The organism is Alkalihalophilus pseudofirmus (genome assembly GCF_029094545.1).
GTDB classification, from domain to species: Bacteria; Bacillota; Bacilli; order Bacillales; family Bacillaceae_D; genus Alkalihalophilus; species Alkalihalophilus pseudofirmus.
In genome coordinates this window covers 2113881-2130911 of sequence record NZ_CP117835.1, presented here as the reverse complement: position 1 = coordinate 2130911, position 17031 = coordinate 2113881, and the positions used below count along the sequence as shown (strand labels likewise).

The 17031-nt window shown below is 39.8% G+C and carries 20 protein-coding genes and 1 pseudogene; 14 read left to right on the top strand and 7 right to left on the bottom strand.

Going from position 1 to position 17031, the window contains the following annotated elements; translation table 11 throughout:
- Positions 1-34: 34 nt before the first annotated feature.
- The 3 genes from PQ478_RS11520 to PQ478_RS11510 are packed head-to-tail and all read left to right on the top strand — an operon-like array spanning position 35 to position 2849.
- On the top strand, positions 35-1534 hold the full coding sequence (locus PQ478_RS11520; RefSeq protein WP_289234306.1) for a class I adenylate-forming enzyme family protein: 1500 nt from the start codon (positions 35-37) through the stop codon (positions 1532-1534).
- 39 nt (positions 1535-1573) lie between these two features.
- Positions 1574-2026 carry an HIT family protein gene (locus PQ478_RS11515; protein WP_289234305.1) on the top strand — a complete coding sequence of 151 codons (453 nt, stop codon included), beginning with the start codon at positions 1574-1576 and terminating at the stop codon, positions 2024-2026.
- Positions 2019-2849 carry a PP2C family serine/threonine-protein phosphatase gene (locus PQ478_RS11510; protein WP_289234304.1) on the top strand — a complete coding sequence of 277 codons (831 nt, stop codon included), beginning with the start codon at positions 2019-2021 and terminating at the stop codon, positions 2847-2849. Before PQ478_RS11515 ends, PQ478_RS11510 begins: the two co-directional genes overlap by 8 nt.
- Before the next feature lie 63 nt (positions 2850-2912).
- Here PQ478_RS11510 and PQ478_RS11505 read toward each other — a convergent pair whose 3' ends face one another.
- A complete protein-coding gene (locus PQ478_RS11505; RefSeq protein ID WP_075682982.1) occupies positions 2913-3731 on the bottom strand; it encodes a YitT family protein in 819 nt (272 codons plus the stop codon).
- 180 nt (positions 3732-3911) lie between these two features.
- Between PQ478_RS11505 and PQ478_RS11500 the strand changes: the two genes are divergently transcribed.
- The 4 genes and pseudogenes from PQ478_RS11500 to PQ478_RS11480 all read left to right on the top strand — a co-directional run bounded on the left by PQ478_RS11500 (position 3912) and on the right by PQ478_RS11480 (position 6572).
- A complete protein-coding gene (locus PQ478_RS11500) occupies positions 3912-4997 on the top strand; it encodes a hypothetical protein (RefSeq protein ID WP_289234303.1) in 1086 nt (361 codons plus the stop codon).
- 16 nt (positions 4998-5013) lie between these two features.
- The gene (locus tag PQ478_RS11495) at positions 5014-5175 is read left to right on the top strand and encodes a hypothetical protein (protein ID WP_012958979.1); all 162 of its coding nucleotides are present in this window, start codon (positions 5014-5016) and stop codon (positions 5173-5175) included.
- Positions 5176-5497: 322 nt separating this feature from the next.
- A pseudogene (locus PQ478_RS11490) lies at positions 5498-5964 on the top strand (YsnF/AvaK domain-containing protein).
- A gap of 101 nt (positions 5965-6065) precedes the next feature.
- Positions 6066-6572 (top strand): YsnF/AvaK domain-containing protein, encoded by a 507-nt coding sequence (locus PQ478_RS11480; protein WP_289234301.1) that lies wholly within the window; start codon positions 6066-6068, stop codon positions 6570-6572.
- A gap of 31 nt (positions 6573-6603) precedes the next feature.
- Here the strand turns inward: PQ478_RS11480 and PQ478_RS11475 are convergent, their stop codons facing one another.
- The 4 genes from PQ478_RS11475 to PQ478_RS11460 form a co-directional block, all read right to left on the bottom strand.
- Positions 6604-6921 (bottom strand): hypothetical protein, encoded by a 318-nt coding sequence (locus tag PQ478_RS11475; protein WP_289234300.1) that lies wholly within the window; start codon positions 6919-6921, stop codon positions 6604-6606.
- A 6-nt stretch (positions 6922-6927) separates the two neighbouring features.
- Positions 6928-8526 carry a DUF6792 domain-containing protein gene (locus PQ478_RS11470; protein WP_289234299.1) on the bottom strand — a complete coding sequence of 533 codons (1599 nt, stop codon included), beginning with the start codon at positions 8524-8526 and terminating at the stop codon, positions 6928-6930.
- A gap of 2 nt (positions 8527-8528) precedes the next feature.
- The gene (locus PQ478_RS11465; protein ID WP_289234298.1) at positions 8529-9200 is read right to left on the bottom strand and encodes a YvcA-related protein; all 672 of its coding nucleotides are present in this window, start codon (positions 9198-9200) and stop codon (positions 8529-8531) included.
- Positions 9201-9382: 182 nt separating this feature from the next.
- Positions 9383-10084 (bottom strand): YvcA-related protein, encoded by a 702-nt coding sequence (locus PQ478_RS11460; RefSeq protein WP_289234297.1) that lies wholly within the window; start codon positions 10082-10084, stop codon positions 9383-9385.
- A gap of 276 nt (positions 10085-10360) precedes the next feature.
- Between PQ478_RS11460 and PQ478_RS11455 the strand changes: the two genes are divergently transcribed.
- The 6 genes from PQ478_RS11455 (at position 10361) to PQ478_RS11430 (ending at position 15561) form a co-directional block, all read left to right on the top strand.
- On the top strand, positions 10361-11485 hold the full coding sequence (locus PQ478_RS11455) for a sensor histidine kinase (RefSeq protein ID WP_289234296.1): 1125 nt from the start codon (positions 10361-10363) through the stop codon (positions 11483-11485).
- 1 nt (position 11486) lies between these two features.
- Positions 11487-12119 carry a response regulator gene (locus tag PQ478_RS11450; RefSeq protein WP_289234295.1) on the top strand — a complete coding sequence of 211 codons (633 nt, stop codon included), beginning with the start codon at positions 11487-11489 and terminating at the stop codon, positions 12117-12119.
- 117 nt (positions 12120-12236) lie between these two features.
- A complete protein-coding gene (locus PQ478_RS11445; RefSeq protein WP_289234294.1) occupies positions 12237-13169 on the top strand; it encodes an ABC transporter ATP-binding protein in 933 nt (310 codons plus the stop codon).
- Positions 13170-13177: 8 nt separating this feature from the next.
- A complete protein-coding gene (locus tag PQ478_RS11440; RefSeq protein WP_289234293.1) occupies positions 13178-14044 on the top strand; it encodes an ABC transporter permease in 867 nt (288 codons plus the stop codon).
- Positions 14045-14108: 64 nt separating this feature from the next.
- The gene (locus tag PQ478_RS11435; RefSeq protein ID WP_289234292.1) at positions 14109-14453 is read left to right on the top strand and encodes a hypothetical protein; all 345 of its coding nucleotides are present in this window, start codon (positions 14109-14111) and stop codon (positions 14451-14453) included.
- Position 14454: 1 nt separating this feature from the next.
- Positions 14455-15561 carry an ABC transporter permease gene (locus tag PQ478_RS11430; protein WP_289234291.1) on the top strand — a complete coding sequence of 369 codons (1107 nt, stop codon included), beginning with the start codon at positions 14455-14457 and terminating at the stop codon, positions 15559-15561.
- A 279-nt stretch (positions 15562-15840) separates the two neighbouring features.
- Here the strand turns inward: PQ478_RS11430 and PQ478_RS11425 are convergent, their stop codons facing one another.
- On the bottom strand, positions 15841-16005 hold the full coding sequence (locus tag PQ478_RS11425) for a hypothetical protein (protein ID WP_012958966.1): 165 nt from the start codon (positions 16003-16005) through the stop codon (positions 15841-15843).
- A 172-nt stretch (positions 16006-16177) separates the two neighbouring features.
- Here PQ478_RS11425 and PQ478_RS11420 point away from each other — a divergent pair, with 172 nt between their 5' ends.
- Positions 16178-16504, top strand: coding sequence for a hypothetical protein (locus PQ478_RS11420; RefSeq protein WP_289234290.1), 327 nt, complete (start codon positions 16178-16180; stop codon positions 16502-16504).
- An 89-nt stretch (positions 16505-16593) separates the two neighbouring features.
- On the opposite strand, the gene PQ478_RS11415 is transcribed toward PQ478_RS11420, so the two are convergent.
- Complete coding sequence (locus PQ478_RS11415) at positions 16594-17019, bottom strand: YgaN family protein (RefSeq protein ID WP_494337379.1); 426 nt, start codon at positions 17017-17019, stop codon at positions 16594-16596.
- Between the last annotated feature and the right edge of the window lie 12 nt (positions 17020-17031).

The following is a 17031-nucleotide window of genomic DNA, read 5'->3' as shown; positions in this document are numbered from 1 at the left end:
GGTTTCATACTATACAGGGAAGAGGGGTTAAATAATGAACATATCAGAAAAATTAGCCTTATGCGCAGAGATGAACCCAGAGAAAGTGATCACTACTTTTAACAACCGAGATACGACGTACGCAGAGTTTTATAAACAAGCAAAAAACTTAGCGGGATACTTCCAAGCGAAAGGGTACCAAAAAGAAGATATTATTGCCGTTTATTTACCAAACTCCGATTATTTTCTAGTATGCTATTATGCTTGTCAGATTGGCGGGTTTACCATTTTACCTGTTAATACGAAATTGACTGCCGCTGAGATCGACTATATCTTCACTCACTCTGAAGCTAAAGCTCTTATTTATGATGAACGCTATCAATCTGTTGTTGATGAGTTAAAAGAGACAACTTCCAAAATGAATGACCTGATCATCGTTGGCAAGGATGATCATTCATTAGCTGATATTTTAAGAGGGCCCGAGCTGCCTGTTCAAAAAAATGATAACCAAGGTGAGGAAACGGCAGTTGTCTTCTACACTTCAGGGACTACAGGTAAACCTAAAGGCGTCATGCTATCAGCAGACAATATCAAAGCCTCTACAAACATATGGATGGAAGCGATGGACATTACAAGTGAGGATCGAATGCATATTGTCGCACCTCTCTTTCACTGTGCAGCAAGTAATGTGTTTAGTTTACCAGTGATCTATGCAGGGGGAACGATCATAATCGAAGAAGGCTTCTCTCCTGACCAAGCGCTTCAAACGATGGAAAAGGAGAAGGTAACCATTTTCTTTGGCGTCCCAGCTATGTACAGCATCCTGCTCAATACCCCTAAGATGTCTACTTTAGATTTATCTCATCTGCGATTATTCACATACGGAGCAGCACCTATGCCTTATGAGTTAGTAAGAAAAGTAAAAGCACTTTTTCCTGCTATTAAAGTTCAAAATTTATATGGTCAAACAGAAAACTCCCCAGCGGCATCGACCCTAAAAGACCATTATGCCCTTGATAAAGTAGGCTCGGTGGGAGAAGCTTTACCTCAAACGGAAATTCGAGTCGTTGATGAAATGGGTGAACCTGTTCATGTTGGAGAAGTAGGAGAAATTATTGTCAAAGGCCCTCAAGTGATGAAAGGCTATTTAAAAAATGAAGAAACAACAAATGCGACGATAAAAGACGGCTGGCTCTACAGCGGCGATTTAGGCCGTTTGGATAAAGATGGTCTTCTCTATATCGTGGACCGAAAAAAAGATATGATCATCCGGGGCGGGGAGAATGTGTATCCTGTTGAGGTGGAAGAGGTTTTATATGAAATACCTGAGCTTCTAGAGGCCGCAGTGGTCGGTGTCCCAGACGAAGTATTAGGAGAGGTACCAAAAGCTTTTGTGGTTTTGAAAGAAGGGGTTGATTTGGAAGAAGAAGAGATTCTGCACTTCTGCAAAAAGAGACTTGCTCCTTATAAGCTGCCAAAAGAAATTGAACGTATCGAGAGCTTACCAAGGAATGCAAGCGGGAAAGTGTTAAAGACAAACTTAAGAGCCCACTAACGGTTTCATTAGCAATATTCTTTTAAATGGAGGCGTGACATGAACGATTGTTTTATCTGCCAAAAACACTCTAATTCAATCCAAACCTCGGGAGTAATGATTTATAAGGATGATTATGTGTATGTAGGTCATATTGATCGAAATGGAGATCCCAATTACTTAGGTCATATCATGATTGATTTAAAAAGACATGTCCCAACGCTTGGTGATATGAATATGGAAGAAGCTAAAGCATTTGGCATGATCACCGCACGAGTGAGTAAAGCTCTGATAGAAAGCGAGAATGCCGAGCATATCTATTCTTATGTGATGGGCGATGCTGTTCCCCATCTTCATATGCATCTTGTTCCTCGTTATCCCAACACTCCTAAAGAACATTGGGGGCCAAATGCAGTTTATGAGTGGGAAGAGGCTCCTATGGGGGACAATGAAGAGGTCATTCAGCTTTGTAACCGTATAAAAACGTATTTAGAGAACCATACAAATGAGTAACGATAGGAATGAGTTCAGCTGGGTAGGCAGTGAAGAACACTTTATCGACAACCCTCACACTTTTACACTCAATCATATCATTGTAGGGAGATATGGTGGTCATTCGAAAGCAGGCCAATCGAAAAATGAAGATGGCTGTCTCGTCTGGTTTAGTGAAAAGGAAGATTGGGAATTTATGATTATTTTGGATGCTCACCATACAGCAGAGAGTGCAGAACTTATCGTCACAGAATTCAATCAGCGACGGTCGCAACTCACCAAACTATTATTCCTACAGACCACCCATCACACATTTAAAAGATTGGAAGAAAACATACTAATCTTGTTTCAATCAAGCGACTTTCGATCTGCTTGTTCTAAAGTCCAAGGTGAAACGTCTTGTTTAATTGTGGCAAGAAAAGATAAGTATGTCTGGTGGTTTTCGGTTGGGGACTGTGTGCTGTATTTGTTTCACAAAGAATTAGCTGCACTCGGTCAATATCAATTAAATCAAAGACATTTTTATCAATGGATCGGGAAAGTGAATACTTTTGAGGGTGATGTACCTTGTTATAGTGTCGGAATACATGAGTTAAGAAAAGGAGAGAATCGGATTTTAGTCACAACGGATGGTTTAATTGAATGTCCAAACGAACCATACTCAAATCCGTTAAAACTATATAACTCTTTTAAGAATTGTAACGATGATCAAAGCGTTATTCGTTCGATATTTGACGAACTCCGTGATCATAATGTTAAAGATAATACGACAATCATTTCTTGGAATATAAATAGTGTAAAGGAAGCAGCCATGCCAAGTAATAGTCACAATCAATCACCATAGGATTTCACTAAAAGAGGTGCCGAGAGCACCTCTTCTAGTGACCAACACTTATAAAACAAGTCCTTATCCTCTCCTGAAATTCCCCAGCACTTCCATTGTCTCATTTATGCTCACAAACGCATTAGGGTCAACTTCTTTTATGATCGGCTTAATGATCGCTAACTCATAGCGAGAAATAACCGTATAGAGAACTTGCAATTTCGCTTTCGAATACGCGCCTTCTCCTTCCATCACGGTGATTCCGCGATACAGGTTTTTAAGCAGCGCTTCCTTTAACTCATCTTCCCGGCTCGTCACCACGACAAGGCTAAGTTTGATATGGCGGGTATGAATACGGTCGATAACGAGCCCTGTTATATAGATGGATGCCATGGTATATAGGGCTAAATCCCAAGCAAAGACAAAGCCTGAAATAAACACAACAATACTATTTAATGCGAATATTAACGCGCCAAGTGGAACATCGCGCTTTTTCGTAAGTATAAGTCCAATGACGTCAAAGCCGCCTGTTGATCCATAAAAACGAATGATAAATCCGATCGCAGCACCTGCAATCACGCCTCCAAACACCGACGATAATAAGGCATCTTCTGTAACTTGGACAACCGGAATATAAAGCATAGAAATTGACGTTACAACTACTGAAAATACGCTGTTTGCAATAAACGTTTTACCAAGCCCAAGCCAGCCTAAAATGAAGATCGGAATATTTAAGACAAAGATCCATATCCCCGCATTAATAGGTGTAAGTAAGCCAAATACCATGGCAAGACCAGTGACGCCGCCCGTTAACACTTCATGCGGCAAGAGGAATAAATTAAACGCAAAGCCAAGCACTATAGAGGCAGCAAAGATTCCAATTAAACGATACATATTGCTCATTTTGACACTCCTAACTTATAACAAGATCTTCCACTTATTTACCCCAAAAACAACTAGAGCAAAAGTAATTTGGAAAAAAGATAGAAGGAGGTAAAAAGTACTGAATCAAGCCGTAAGGTGCTAAAAACCAAATCTTTTTGGTATAATTTACAAAAAGGAATGTTGAGGAAAAAGGGGGGCATGATGCGAGGAGAGAAAATCAAATCAAAGTTATCTGTCCTATCAAAAGAGTTAAATGACCTGCTGAATATTCTCTATAATCATTCAAAAACACATCAAAAGCTCACCTGGGCGCTTATGACCAAAAATGCGTTCATAATGCTATTTCGGAAAGTCCAGCTGCTTTTATCTCTTCAAGGCATTTTAAGCATCATATTCATTCTTATTCCTAGCTACTTTATCTACGAAACAACAAGTGCATTTGAGCATATTGTCGGTCTGCCCCTAAGCTCTCTTATGCTGCTAGGTGGCGCGGCATTCGCACTCACGTTTTTATACATTCGAACGCTTACCTTAAATGAAATGAGCAGGATTGAAAGCGACCTGTTTCATATTGAGGTATTTGAACGAAGACGTCAGATTGAATATCGTTCCTTGATTGCACTTGCCAAGGAATTAGACTTTATTGACAGGCTGCGTGCAGATATTATAAAAGAAATAGAAGAAGCTAAAGGCTCGGAGCCAGATGGTCAAGGCGGATATGAAAGCTTAGTGAAGAAGCTAGAAGAGGCAATCCAATTTAAAAATGAAGCGATTGAATCACTGCTCGTCCAACTTGAAGAGACAGAAGATTCGGCAGATTTATTCAGAGAAAAGTATGATCTGTTAATCGACTTTCTTTTTCAATTAAAAGCAAAGCTGAACCTTCTCGTTACCGATCAATTTAACTTAGATAATCTTGACTTTGGTGTCAATTATTCTTTATATAAAGTAAATGAAGACCACTTAACTTTTATTGATTCCTATGGTTTGAATAAAGCAGAGCTTGATGTTTCTATCCCTCTAAGCGAGGGTAAAAATAAATACGTGATGTCGATCGATAAAACTCAAGAAAATCCGCTCATTCTCACTGATTTTATTTCATGGAAAAGAACGCTACAAGATGGAACGGAATGGATTATTTCTCTTCATCTAGATCAATCGAACCGACATAAATTGAACCATTCAGAGGAAGCTGGTAAGCTGAATGTAACCATAACGCAAGAGCTGTTATGGATCTGCTGCGAATTGTTAAATAAATTTTCACCTCACTCTACTACCCAATAGAAAGGGGTGCGCTAAAATGAGACAAGCCTCTACGATGAAACCCTACTCCAAACAACTTTCTAACCATTATTTGAATAAGCGTAAATTAAAAAACAAACAAGTGCGAGAACAAGCGCTTCAAGCCTTAGAAAAGAATGAAGGACAAGCCGATAAGCGAATAGAAAAAGCTGGCACATAGTGTCAGCTTTTATTTGCCTAATGCTTCGCTCGCTTTGTTTTTTGCTTCTTCATTACGGCGTTTCATCTCATTCATCATTTGTTCCATCTGCTTTGATGATTCTGATTTACTCAAACGAAAACCCTCCTGCCCTTTGCTTGTCCTCTCCATTGTTTCCTATATGGAATATATGTATACAGCCAACCGGATGTAGGTGACAAAGTCCATTTTTTCAATAGGTGTATCAACCGCTCAAAGGACTTTTTTCCAAGCATAGTTCCTGCGCGAGAGGTCACAATACTTATGTACGTTTGATCCACACACTTTTGGGGAGGTATGCAGCATGGGATTTTTTGACCTATTTGAAGAGCCAGAACAAAACAAAGACAAACAAAGACAAGTTCGTAAGGAAGGGCAAGATACAGAATTTGCGAACGAGGCACACCTAGATCTACGTGAAGAAGAATTGGATATCCATAAACACCGTGTGGAAACAGGCGATGTCGAGCTTCACAAGGAAATTGTTGAGGAAGAAAAAGAAGTGAATGTTCCTGTATCACATGATCAAGTCATATTGAACAAAGAGCAGTTGACCATGAACCAACTGAAGAACCTATTTCTGCAGAAGAGACGATGCATATACCTGTAACTGCTGAAAGAGTAGATGTAGAAAAACACATTGTCGTCACAGGTGAAGTAACAGCTCACAAACGCTCAGTTGAGGAAACCGAGCAGGTGCATGATGTCCTTCATAAAGAAGTGGCTGAAGTTGAAAAACATGGAGATGCAGAAGTGATTAATGAGGATTAGTTAGTCACTCTCTTTTTTCCCTACTTAGCTTAAGTTAAGTAGGGATTTTTGATATAAAAATAGGCTAAACTATAGCCAAATATGTTGCAGGAGGCATGTCAATGGGTATGTTTATCATCAGTGGAGCAGTTGTAGGAGGACTCCTAAGTTTACTTTTGAATATGACAGTCGCGACTGGAGCCATTTTTGGAGCTATTGTCGGGGGGATCGTGGGCACATGGTATAAGAAAAAATCATCCTCAGAAAGTAAGCAGGTTTCTGATTCACAAACCATGCAGCTTCGTGAAGAGGAAATGGATATAAAAAAAGAACGCGTACAAACAGGGGAAGTGAAGATACACAAGGAAATAGTGGAAGACAAAAAAACCATTACCGTCCCGATTAGACGAGAAGAGATGGTGATCGAAGCGGGAAGTGAGGACGAGTTACGAATTCCATTGAAAGAAGAGGAAATAGATATCAGCAAACATCCTGTCCAATTAAATGAAGTCACGATTAAGAAGCAGCAAATTGAAGGTGTGCAGCATATAAAAGAAAACGTGAAAAAAGAAGTTGCGGTTGTTGAAACAGAAGGGCAAGCGGATGTGATAGAAAAGGAAGAACAGTAAAAAGGAATCTCTTTCTTAGAAGGTTCCTTTTTTAGCCGTACGTATAAAACACCGAATATGGCCTCTTATGTGCGTTTTGAAAGAAATGCTGCGACCTCATTTGAAATTCAGGCACAGAGAATAAAAGATGTTCTTGATTGGTATGAGTGGATATACGTTGATATTGATCGGAAAAGGTTAAAAGGGAGTCAATATACTCACCAGATTGTGATTCAATCAGCTGTTTTGCTTGATAAATCGTATGATTCGCTTCTTCATTTCGCTCAATTAAGGCTCTAAGCCGGTTCGCTTTTTCGTCTATAAGCGAACTTGAATGATTGGTAAAGGTATGGGTACGTCTAAAGACCATATAGATTCACCTCGCATAAGTGCCGATTGAGCTGGCAATTGATTCATCTGTTGCAAACATTTCAAGATAAGTCGCCTGAAACGACGATACGAAGGATTCTAGGTGATTAATCTCATTTTCGATTTGATTGATCACATTATTTACAGGATTGGTAATCGCTTCATCCATAGGCTTAAAGGAACGATCAAACTCAATCCGATCTAACGTTCTAAAATCAGACAAACTTCCACCCAGGACACCTCCTGAGGATCGTTTCGGTGTGGATACGATTGAGCCAGGAGAGGATTCAAGTGAGGTCATTTTCGCATTTAAATCTCGTTTGACCTCATCATACAAATCATCTATTTCTTGATGCAAGAACGCCCTCAGTTCTTGCAGGATAAGATATTTTTGTTCAATCGCATGCTCATAACGCAACCCGAATTCCCTTAAGTCCTGTTTATTCAAAAGGACATACTCCCCAGAAAGTACATCTTGAACTTGATAAATCGTTTGCTTAGTATCATGTTGTTCATTGTAAGAGGAAATAAGCGCATCTAAAGTGTGGTTATGGACAAGGTGCCAATTGGACTTAACCTCATAAGACTGGTATAAGATCCCCGGACTTCTCAGAGCTTGCTGAGCTGTGTACAATAAATACGTACCAGAAGCTCCTAAAGCTATTTGACCCTCTGGTCTGGCAGCTGAGCGGCGAAGAATATCCTGCCAGTTCTTCATGACGTACTCCACACCTTCACTCCCAAAGCGTTGATCCGTTTCCCGCACCAGCCAAAACAACGAACCAACCTTTGATTCATACCTAAGCTTATCTAATGTGAGAACAGGAGAGTATTTAGCCAAATTAGATAACGGGTACTGCCCAACGTCTGGAAAATCCCTCGTCTCTAAATCGCCAATATAATGAATCTGCTCACCAATGTACAATTTGCCAGGAAAGCTCTGCGAATAAAGTGGATCACCTTTAACCCGAGTGTGGCTGATCACTTTCGATTGTTCCTTGTAGAAATCACGAGCAAGGGCTGTGATGGTTTCTTCTTTTATTTTGTTGGTATCGAATTCTCCAGTGTGATTAACCAAATATCTATTGAATTCTCTATCGTATGTAGCCATCTGAAAAACATTTATTGGGGCATCATTTAATCCTCTAACATCAGAGAAAGCTTTTGTATTCAATGCTAAACTTGTTATAAGATGTCCCCCTAATGAATGACCATCCCCATATAATTCTTGATTCACTGTTGAAAGTTTATTTTGTACTTTTTTAAAAAATTCTCCCGCATCCTCTATTTGATCATTGTTAGAAGCCGTGGCAATTCCAGCAGCATTATAATAGATATCCTCAAATTTCGCTGTACCACGAAAAATATAGTATACTTCATTTATGTTTTGATCTTCGTTATATAGGTGTATAGCAGAACCATCAAACCCTGACTCTATTCCAATATTTAAATCTTTACTATGGTAAACCCTCATATCAATATCTGATAAGTCACTTTTAGATCTTTCATGAATAATTGTCCTAACATCTTCTACGGTAAAATCATCAGTATATTGTAATTCGGTTAAATAATTCCGGGTTTTATTATCTAGTGTTGGTTTACTCATAATTAATCCCCTTGACCTGTAAATTCAATACTCTTCATTAGTTTTAAAGCGAACTTATACTGTTCATCACTGTCTATTTTGCAGCCTAGTTCTTCTTTATAGCAAATTGTTGAATAAACGAATTCTATCGTTCGGTTTGAATGCCGATCTTTTATAAGTCCAAAAAAATTATTAGCCGGGCTTTGCTTCGGATCTCTAAACTCACTTTTTGTATCATTCATTTCCCAGTGTGATAAACCGTGATAAATAATTGTACGATCATTATCTAATTCATCATATTGATTTTGATAAGAATTGTTTTCCAGTAAAACATTTAGTCTTGTACTGGTTAAATCTGCTTCTGACTCCCTAAACATAACTCTAAAGTCATAGCGTATCCCATCATTAGTATCTTCATAAACCATAGCATTCCACATTTCAAAGCCTTCGCCTCGCCTCCCATAAAACTCCGGCGGCTCACTAATCATCTGAAACTCATTTGGAAACAGCATCCGATATTGACCAGTCTTAGATTCGAATAAATGAAAATCCTCCTCAACAAACTCCTCTGCAATGAATTCTTTCGTAAACGAATCGTTCAAAGCAGTCGCTTCACCATTCATGGCTTTCACTACAAAAAAACCTCCTAACACAAGTAAAAAGAATAAACTAATCATTCCAATTCGCTTTTGCACCCACATCACACCTAATCATAAATTCATAGAAAAATAACATTTATTAAAATTTACCATATAATCACAATTACTTTAACGCATTCAGCAGAGTATAGTTGCAAATTGATTCATAAGGACTAATAAAAAAGAGTGGGGGGCGAGTGAGGTAGTTATAAAGGTATAGAAGGCGATTCTTAGTTCGCTTAAGGGTTAAGGAATTCAATACTTTTCATTAATTTCAAAGCAAACTCATATTCTTTATCACTATTTAAATCGCAGCCTAGTTCCTCTTTATAACAAATTGTTGAGTAGTTAATTACTATTGAACGATGTGAGTTAGTATCAACTATGAGTCCGAAAAATACATTTGCGTTATATTTATTTGGATCTTTTTTGTCGCCCCTTGGATCATTAGAATCCCAAAACGAAGAGCCATGAGAGATAATTTTATCTTTTGTTACTAGCTCTTCAAAAAGTCCGTTATATGAATTATCCTCTAACATTCTATTTAACCGAATTTCATGGAAGTCCCCTTCATCTTCTCTAAACTTCACTGTGAAATAATAGCTAATTCCATTACTTTTCTCATTAAAAATTTGCGCGGCCCAATGCTCATAATAATCTCCCTGCCTCCCATAAAACTCCGGCGGCTCACTAATCATTTGAAACTCATTTGGAAAAAGCATCCGATATTGACCAGTTTTAGATTCGAATAAATGAAAATCCTCCTCTACAAACTCCTCTACAAACTCCTCTACAAACTCCTCTACAAACTCCTCTACAATGAACTCTTTCGTAAATGAATCGTTTAAAGCAGTGGCCTCATTATTCATAAGTCTTACTGTAAAATAACTCACCAATCCGAGTATTGCTACCATAGTCAAAACTACTATACGTTTTTGCACCCACATCACACCTAATCTTAAAATTCGTAAATGAAATACACCTTTCTAAATTTACCATATAATCACAGGTGACATAACAAGGTTAGTAGGTTCGTATGGAATTGCTCCATTTGAACTATGATTATAAGGAAAGGGATAGAGGTGCTACAAACCAGATGTTCAGCTAATACATGTTACTTCAAACCTTCCCCTCACACCCTTATCTCTGCTACAATTAACTGGTTAAAAAAGACATCTACCAATAAATATTTAACATCAGAGAGGAGGGAAAACACTATGCCTTCATACTGGTTATGGCTAGCTATACTAGGCATCTCTTGGACAGCGGCCATAATACACACATCCATAACTCCGCAGCACTTGATTGGAACAGCGGCCTTTTTTGCATTATTCTTTATATCTGCGCTTTATAAAAGACGTGAAACGATCTTTACGATGATCTTAGCTTCTGCAGCAATCATCACCACGCTGACATTATGGCCCGAGCCGCTTACTGAACCTAATCCTCATACGTTGTTCATTTATTCACTTATTTTGGGGAAGGCAGTGCTGCATGTACCTAAATGGTATGCAGGAATGTTGGGTGTCCTCCTATTGGGCGTAGCATTGGCACCAACGATGCTTGGGTATCCTTCTTTATCTGCAGTGTTTCTGATCCTCTATTTCAGCATGGTCGGGTTGGGCTTCATTGCTTTCTATCATTATTACAACAGTCACAAAGAGGTTACTGCGCGAAATGAAGCTCTTTTAAGTGAATACCGTAAAGTAAAACGACAGGTAGCTGCAAGCGAGCACCTTGTAAGGCAGGAGGAGCGCACCCAGATTGCACGAGATATCCATGATTCAGTTGGTCATAAATTAACGGCGCTCTTAATGCAGATCGAAGTCTCAAGGCTTAAAGCTGACGTGCAGACAGCATCCGATTTGCTAAAGCTAAAGGAACTAGCCAAGGAAAGCTTGGATGAAACAAGAAGTGCGGTTAAAACATTAAAACAAGATGAGGTTGGCGGGATATCTGCGATTATGAATTTAATCAGAAAACTTGAATCAGAGAATTTTTTACGGATTCAATTTTCGTTAAAACCTGGTGCCTTCTCAGCCGCTCTTTCTAATGAGCAAATGATTACCGTTTATCGAGCAATTCAAGAAGCTCTGACGAATATGATGCGCCACAGCGGAGGCCGTGAAGTGAGTATTACGTTTGAAGCACCTGCCGGGGAGGTATTTCGCTTTGAAGTCACGAATCCATTAAAGGAAGAAAGGCCTTATACAGAAGGGTTTGGACTAAAATCGATGCGAGAGAGAGTAGAGAATGTTTCAGGACAGCTTGAAATCTTTCAAGGAAATCGTCAATTTGTTGTACGCGGTACATTGCCGATACAAGATAGGAAGGAGGGGTAGGATGGTACGTATTTTATTAGCAGAGGATCAGGGAATGGTCAGACAAGGATTGAAAATGATGATTGAAACAGATACAGAGCTAAAGGTGACGGGTGAGGCTGCGAACGGGAAAGAGGCAGTCGCCTTATGTGAAAGCCAGTATTTTGATGTCATCATCCTGGATATCCGTATGCCTGTAATGGACGGACTAGAAGCAGCACGGATTATGCATTCTCGCTGGCCTGAACGAAAGGTATTAATCTTGACGACCTTTAATGACGATGAATACGCGCTTCAGGCGCTGCGTAACGGGGCTCGCGGCTATATGCTGAAAGATGCTGATGCGGTTGAGTTAATCCGGGCGATCAGGAGCTGTTTATCAGGCGGGCTGTCAATCGAGGAGCATGTTGCAGCAAAAGTGATGCCACGATTAATGCAGAAAACGCAGGATGCCACGGTAGACCCGACCATTACCCCAAGGGAGTTAGCGATTATGAAGCTTGTTGGCGAAGGGCTAAGCAATAAAGAGATCTCAGAAGAGCTTTCTTTATCTGTCGGCACGATCAAAAATCATATTAGTGCGATTCTTGATAAATTAAGCTTACGTGACCGCACACAGCTGGCGATTTATGCGATCCGCCACAATGTGGTGTAGAAAAAGTGACTCAAGTCATAGGTAGATACATAAGTGATGACTGAAGACAGTGTGCGCACTGTCTTTTCGTTTATATACTATTTCATAGGTTGAAGTTTTGTTTGGGAGGGATGAAGCATGCTTGAGACAGAAGCATTGAAAAAAGCATTTAAAACAAAGCCTGCAGTAGACGGGGTGAGTCTGTATTTAGATAAAGGGGAATCAGTTGGTCTCCTAGGTCCGAACGGGGCAGGCAAATCAACGACAATCTCCATGATTTCTACATTAGTCAAACCAACGTCAGGTGAGGTGTATTTGCACGGAGAAAGTGTGATTAAGAATCCGAGTAAAATGAGGAATGTGTTAGGCATCGTACCACAGGAAATTGCGTTATACACCGAACTGACGGCGTATGAAAACCTTAAGTTCTTCGGCAGGCTCTACGGGCTAAAAGGGAAAACGTTAGAAAAGAGAATCCAAGAGGTGCTTGAAATTGTAGGACTAGAAGGAAGGCAAAAAGAGGTTGTTAAAACGTATTCTGGCGGGATGCAGCGCCGGATTAATATGGCCGCTGCGATGCTGCATGAACCGGAGATTCTTATTATGGATGAGCCGACGGTCGGAATCGATCCTCAATCACGTAGTCATATTTTAGAAACCGTGCGTCATTTAAATGAGGAGAAGGGACTGACTGTGCTCTACACAAGCCACTACATGGAAGAGGTAGAGAGGCTGTGTGACCGCGTCTACGTTATGGATCACGGCCGGGTCATGGCGAGCGGCACAAAAGAAGAGTTAAAAAGCATTCTATCTGGTGAAGAAACAATCATTCTAGAACTCGATAAACCATACCCGAATCTCACTGCCGATTTAAAAACGCATGACAGCATCCGGCAAACGATTGAAACGGAGAAAGGCTTGAAGCTGATTGTACCAAAGGGAAGCAGGCTTTTAGCAACGATTTTCCAAGAGGCAGAAAAACATCAAGCGCATATTTTGAATGTAAACGTCCAAGTCCCGACCTTAGAAGATGTTTTCTTACACTTAACGGGCAGAAAGCTAAGAGACTAGGGGGGGATATGATGGGTACATTTTTGAAAAAAGATATTCTCGTGCTGATCCGCGATCGAAGTGAATTAATTGTCCTGCTTGCCATGCCGTTTATCCTTTTAACAATTCTTGGCTTTGCATTAAGAGGACTGCTTGGCGGAGATACGGAAGCCCTGCACATGAACGTAGCCATCGTGCAAAATGATCATGAAGAAGAGGGGATTGCACAGTTTGTTGAAGATCTGAGAGGGAGCGGCCTGCCTGATGAGGCAGTAGAAACGTTAGGAGCAACAGCTGCTGAAGTCAGTCCGATTCCAATGCTTCATCAATTATTCTCTAATGATGAAGTGAAAGAGCTCTTAGAAATTACCGAGCTAAACGAAGCTGCTGCAAAACAGCAATTAAAAGAAGGCAGCGTTGATGCAATCATTACTATACCAAATAATTTCACATACCGTATTTTAAATAAAATGATACTAAACAAAAGCAGCGAAAGTGAGTTAGAAATCACCGTAAATGAATACTCCTTGAAAACAACTGTGCTCGAAAACATTATGGAAAGCTTTGTTGACACCTTGAATTTTGAGACGGCTATTGCACAAGCAGCGGGGGAGAGTGGGGCAGCAATAACTGAAGCAGAAGCGACCGAGGTTGGCGGGGTGGAAACCATTACGGCAACGGAACCGATATCTTCTTTTCAGTACTACACAATTGGAATGGCAGTCATGTTTGTTCTATTTGTAGGCTCAACCATTTCAAGTAAGGCGTTTGTAGAAAAGAAGCAGCATGTTTTTCACCGAATTATGCTCTCAGGTACATCACCAATGGCTTATTTAAGTGGAAAAGCAATCGCAGCTACCGTCATATCATTTTTTGCAGCTTGTTATTTTATTTAGTTTATCCGCCTTGTTATTCCAATCCTTTTCCTTTGAATCAGTGGAATTTTGGGCAGGCATGGGATTGATATCATTATTGCTTTCTATTTGTGTAGGAGGGTTTGCCGCATTATTAACTGCTCTTTCAACTAAATGGGATACAGACAGTGTGTCATACGTATTTGCTGGAGGACTTGTAACGATCCTTGCCTTTGCCGGAGGAAGCTTTTTCCCGACCACAGGAATGCCTGAAATTGTTCGCGAAATTGGAAACTGGACGCCGAACGGGGCAGCATTAACGGCTTACTTGCAGTGGATGCAAGGACTTGGAATGGTGGCTGTTTGGCCGCTTTTACTCCGGATCATGATAATCACTGTTGTGTTATTAGCGCTCAGTGTTCTTGTGTTTCCAAAAAGGAGGTCCGTGTAGGATGAAATCTGTCTTTTTACTACAATGGCAAAGGTTCAGAAGATCTCCTATGTTAGTGCTGTCATTCTTTGTCTTAACGATCATCTTTGTTGCGTTTATCGCAGGATTTTCATCGGGCGATCACCAGCTAACAATCTCTACTTTTGCTGATGACTCTTTAACTGAAGAAGAAAAAGAAGCTTGGATCACGACTTTAAATGAATCAGATGCTTATGAGTTTGTTTGGGTCGAAGAAAATGCAGCCAAACAATCTGTATCATTAGGAGAAGAAAGTCTGGCACTTAAGCTTTTACCAGATGACTACAGGATTGTCGTAGCAACGGAAGATCCTTCACGATTTGCAATTGAAACTTATCTACAAAAGGTTTACCGAGAAGAACTACGCTTGCAGCAGTTAGATTCTTCCCTTGAAAATAAGGAGTTTCGATCAAACGTTATTGAATACATGCAGGAGCCTGCATTACAAGTGAAAACGTCAGCATTAGGAGGGGACCAGTCTTCTTCTAATCAATTTGAGCAAGTTCATGCTTTAGTTGGAATGACTTTATTCTTTGTCATTTATACGATTATCTATAGTTTAATGAATGTAGTAGATGAAAAGCAGCTTGGAACGTGGGATCGTTTAATCATTTCACCGGTTAAAAAGTGGCAGGTGTATCTTGGCCACTTAGCATTCAGCTTTGTGATCGGATATTTACAAATCATCCTAATATTTATCCTGTTTATCTATGGATTTGGTTTTGATTTAGGGGATCGAATAGGTACGGTTCTGTTTGTCATTGCATGCTACACATTTACCATTGTTGCTGTTGGAATCTTGTTGATTGGACTCTCCAAATCGTCGCAGCAGTTAAATGCGATTATACCCATTGTTGCAAGTGGAATGGCGATGCTTGGCGGAGCATATTGGCCAATCGAAGCGGTAACAAACGATATTCTGTTAACCTTATCAAAAGGCATGCCGATTCTGTATGGAATGGAAGCATTAAAAGGGGCCGCTCTTTATGACCGAGGAATCGTCTCTCTCGCCGAACCAATCTCCATCCTGTTGCTTATAGGAGTCTTATGTATGGGAGTGGGGATGAATTTGATGGAAAGACGAGGGTAGTACCGGTGACTAGGAAGAAGTATTTTCCAAATATTTGCTCCGTTTGTTTATAAAAATGCTAAGTTCGTTTAAAAATTAGGAAATTCGTTCATAAAATGCTAAGTTCGTTTAAAAATACTTGTCAGTTGTTTATATAATGAAAGTGCTGTCCATTGTGGGCAGCACTTTCTTAACTGGTTCAGCAAACGGCCCAATTATGCGAGGAACCCGCTTAATAAACTAACAAACCAACGCATAAACAGCCTGAAATCATACAATTTCAGGCCGCAGCTTCTATTCTTACTCTTCCGTTACACGGTTTTTAAATGCTTCTTTAGTAGACAAATATCCTTCTTCTTCAGGTGTTTTAGTATCCGTGTTTTTAGCCTGCACGTTTTCGCTGCCTTCAGGAAAGGCACCAGGGTGACCTTTTCTCTTATGGTTATGGCTTTTACCAGTGGACATGTTGAAAACCTCCTTCACATATATGTGAGTAGTGTCTTCAACAAGAGTAAGAATTATGCATAAGCAAATTGCTTGTTACAGAATATCTTTTTACCACTTCCTTCCTTATGTAGGTATAATAATATAAAGTTTTCCTTGAAATGAAATGAAAAAGAAAAGGAGTGTTTATACGTTGGTACGAGTGATTTGGATAGGACTAATAATTCTCTTATTATTAGCTGGGTGCTCAAATAAGATTGACGCTCCTCATTTTATGTGGAACGACAATCTATACATTGCTACAAATGAACCTATCTCAGAAGAGGAGATCCTAGGAGAAATTGGGGAAATCTCAGTTGTTGTTAATCGTGACGTAGAGAAAAATGGCGAAGCAAAAGAGATCGCAAAAAATACAAAATTATATCAAATAGAGGGAAGAGAAGTTTCAGATGGTGAAGTTGGCTATATCGCTTATGAGATGGAAGGAAAATATTATGTAGCAAGTAAACTAAATTTTTAAGATTCTTTCATTTAACCATAATAAAACCTCCTACCCATTATTTACAAATGGTTTAGGAGGTTTTCGGGGTAAAAATCATGACCTAAAAGTCACTCAATATCTTCTTCAATCTTCATTTTCAATAACAACACCGTCGAATATTTTTTTACCATCTGTTCTAGATCTTGCTCATTTTCAAAATTAAAGCCTGAGATCGAGCCGTTAGAAGACTGCCTATAAGCAGCTAAAAGTACGGTTTCACCTAGCTCTACATTTTCCGCTTTGTCTTCAGATATGGCATAATCCCACGTACTCGCCATCCCAGCCTCAAATTGAAGTTCCTCCTCGATTGATGAAGGGATAATACTTACTCCGGGTGCGTATAGAAAAATAAGAGGATCTTCTGTATTCGGATTGATTAACCCAAAACCTAAAGGACCTTCTGATTTATCTGAAGGTTGACTGCCGTATGAAAGATGCGTTAGAGGTTCCGGATCTAACTCACCCATATGATATCTCTCGACCCAAAGATTCACCCATCTCTTATC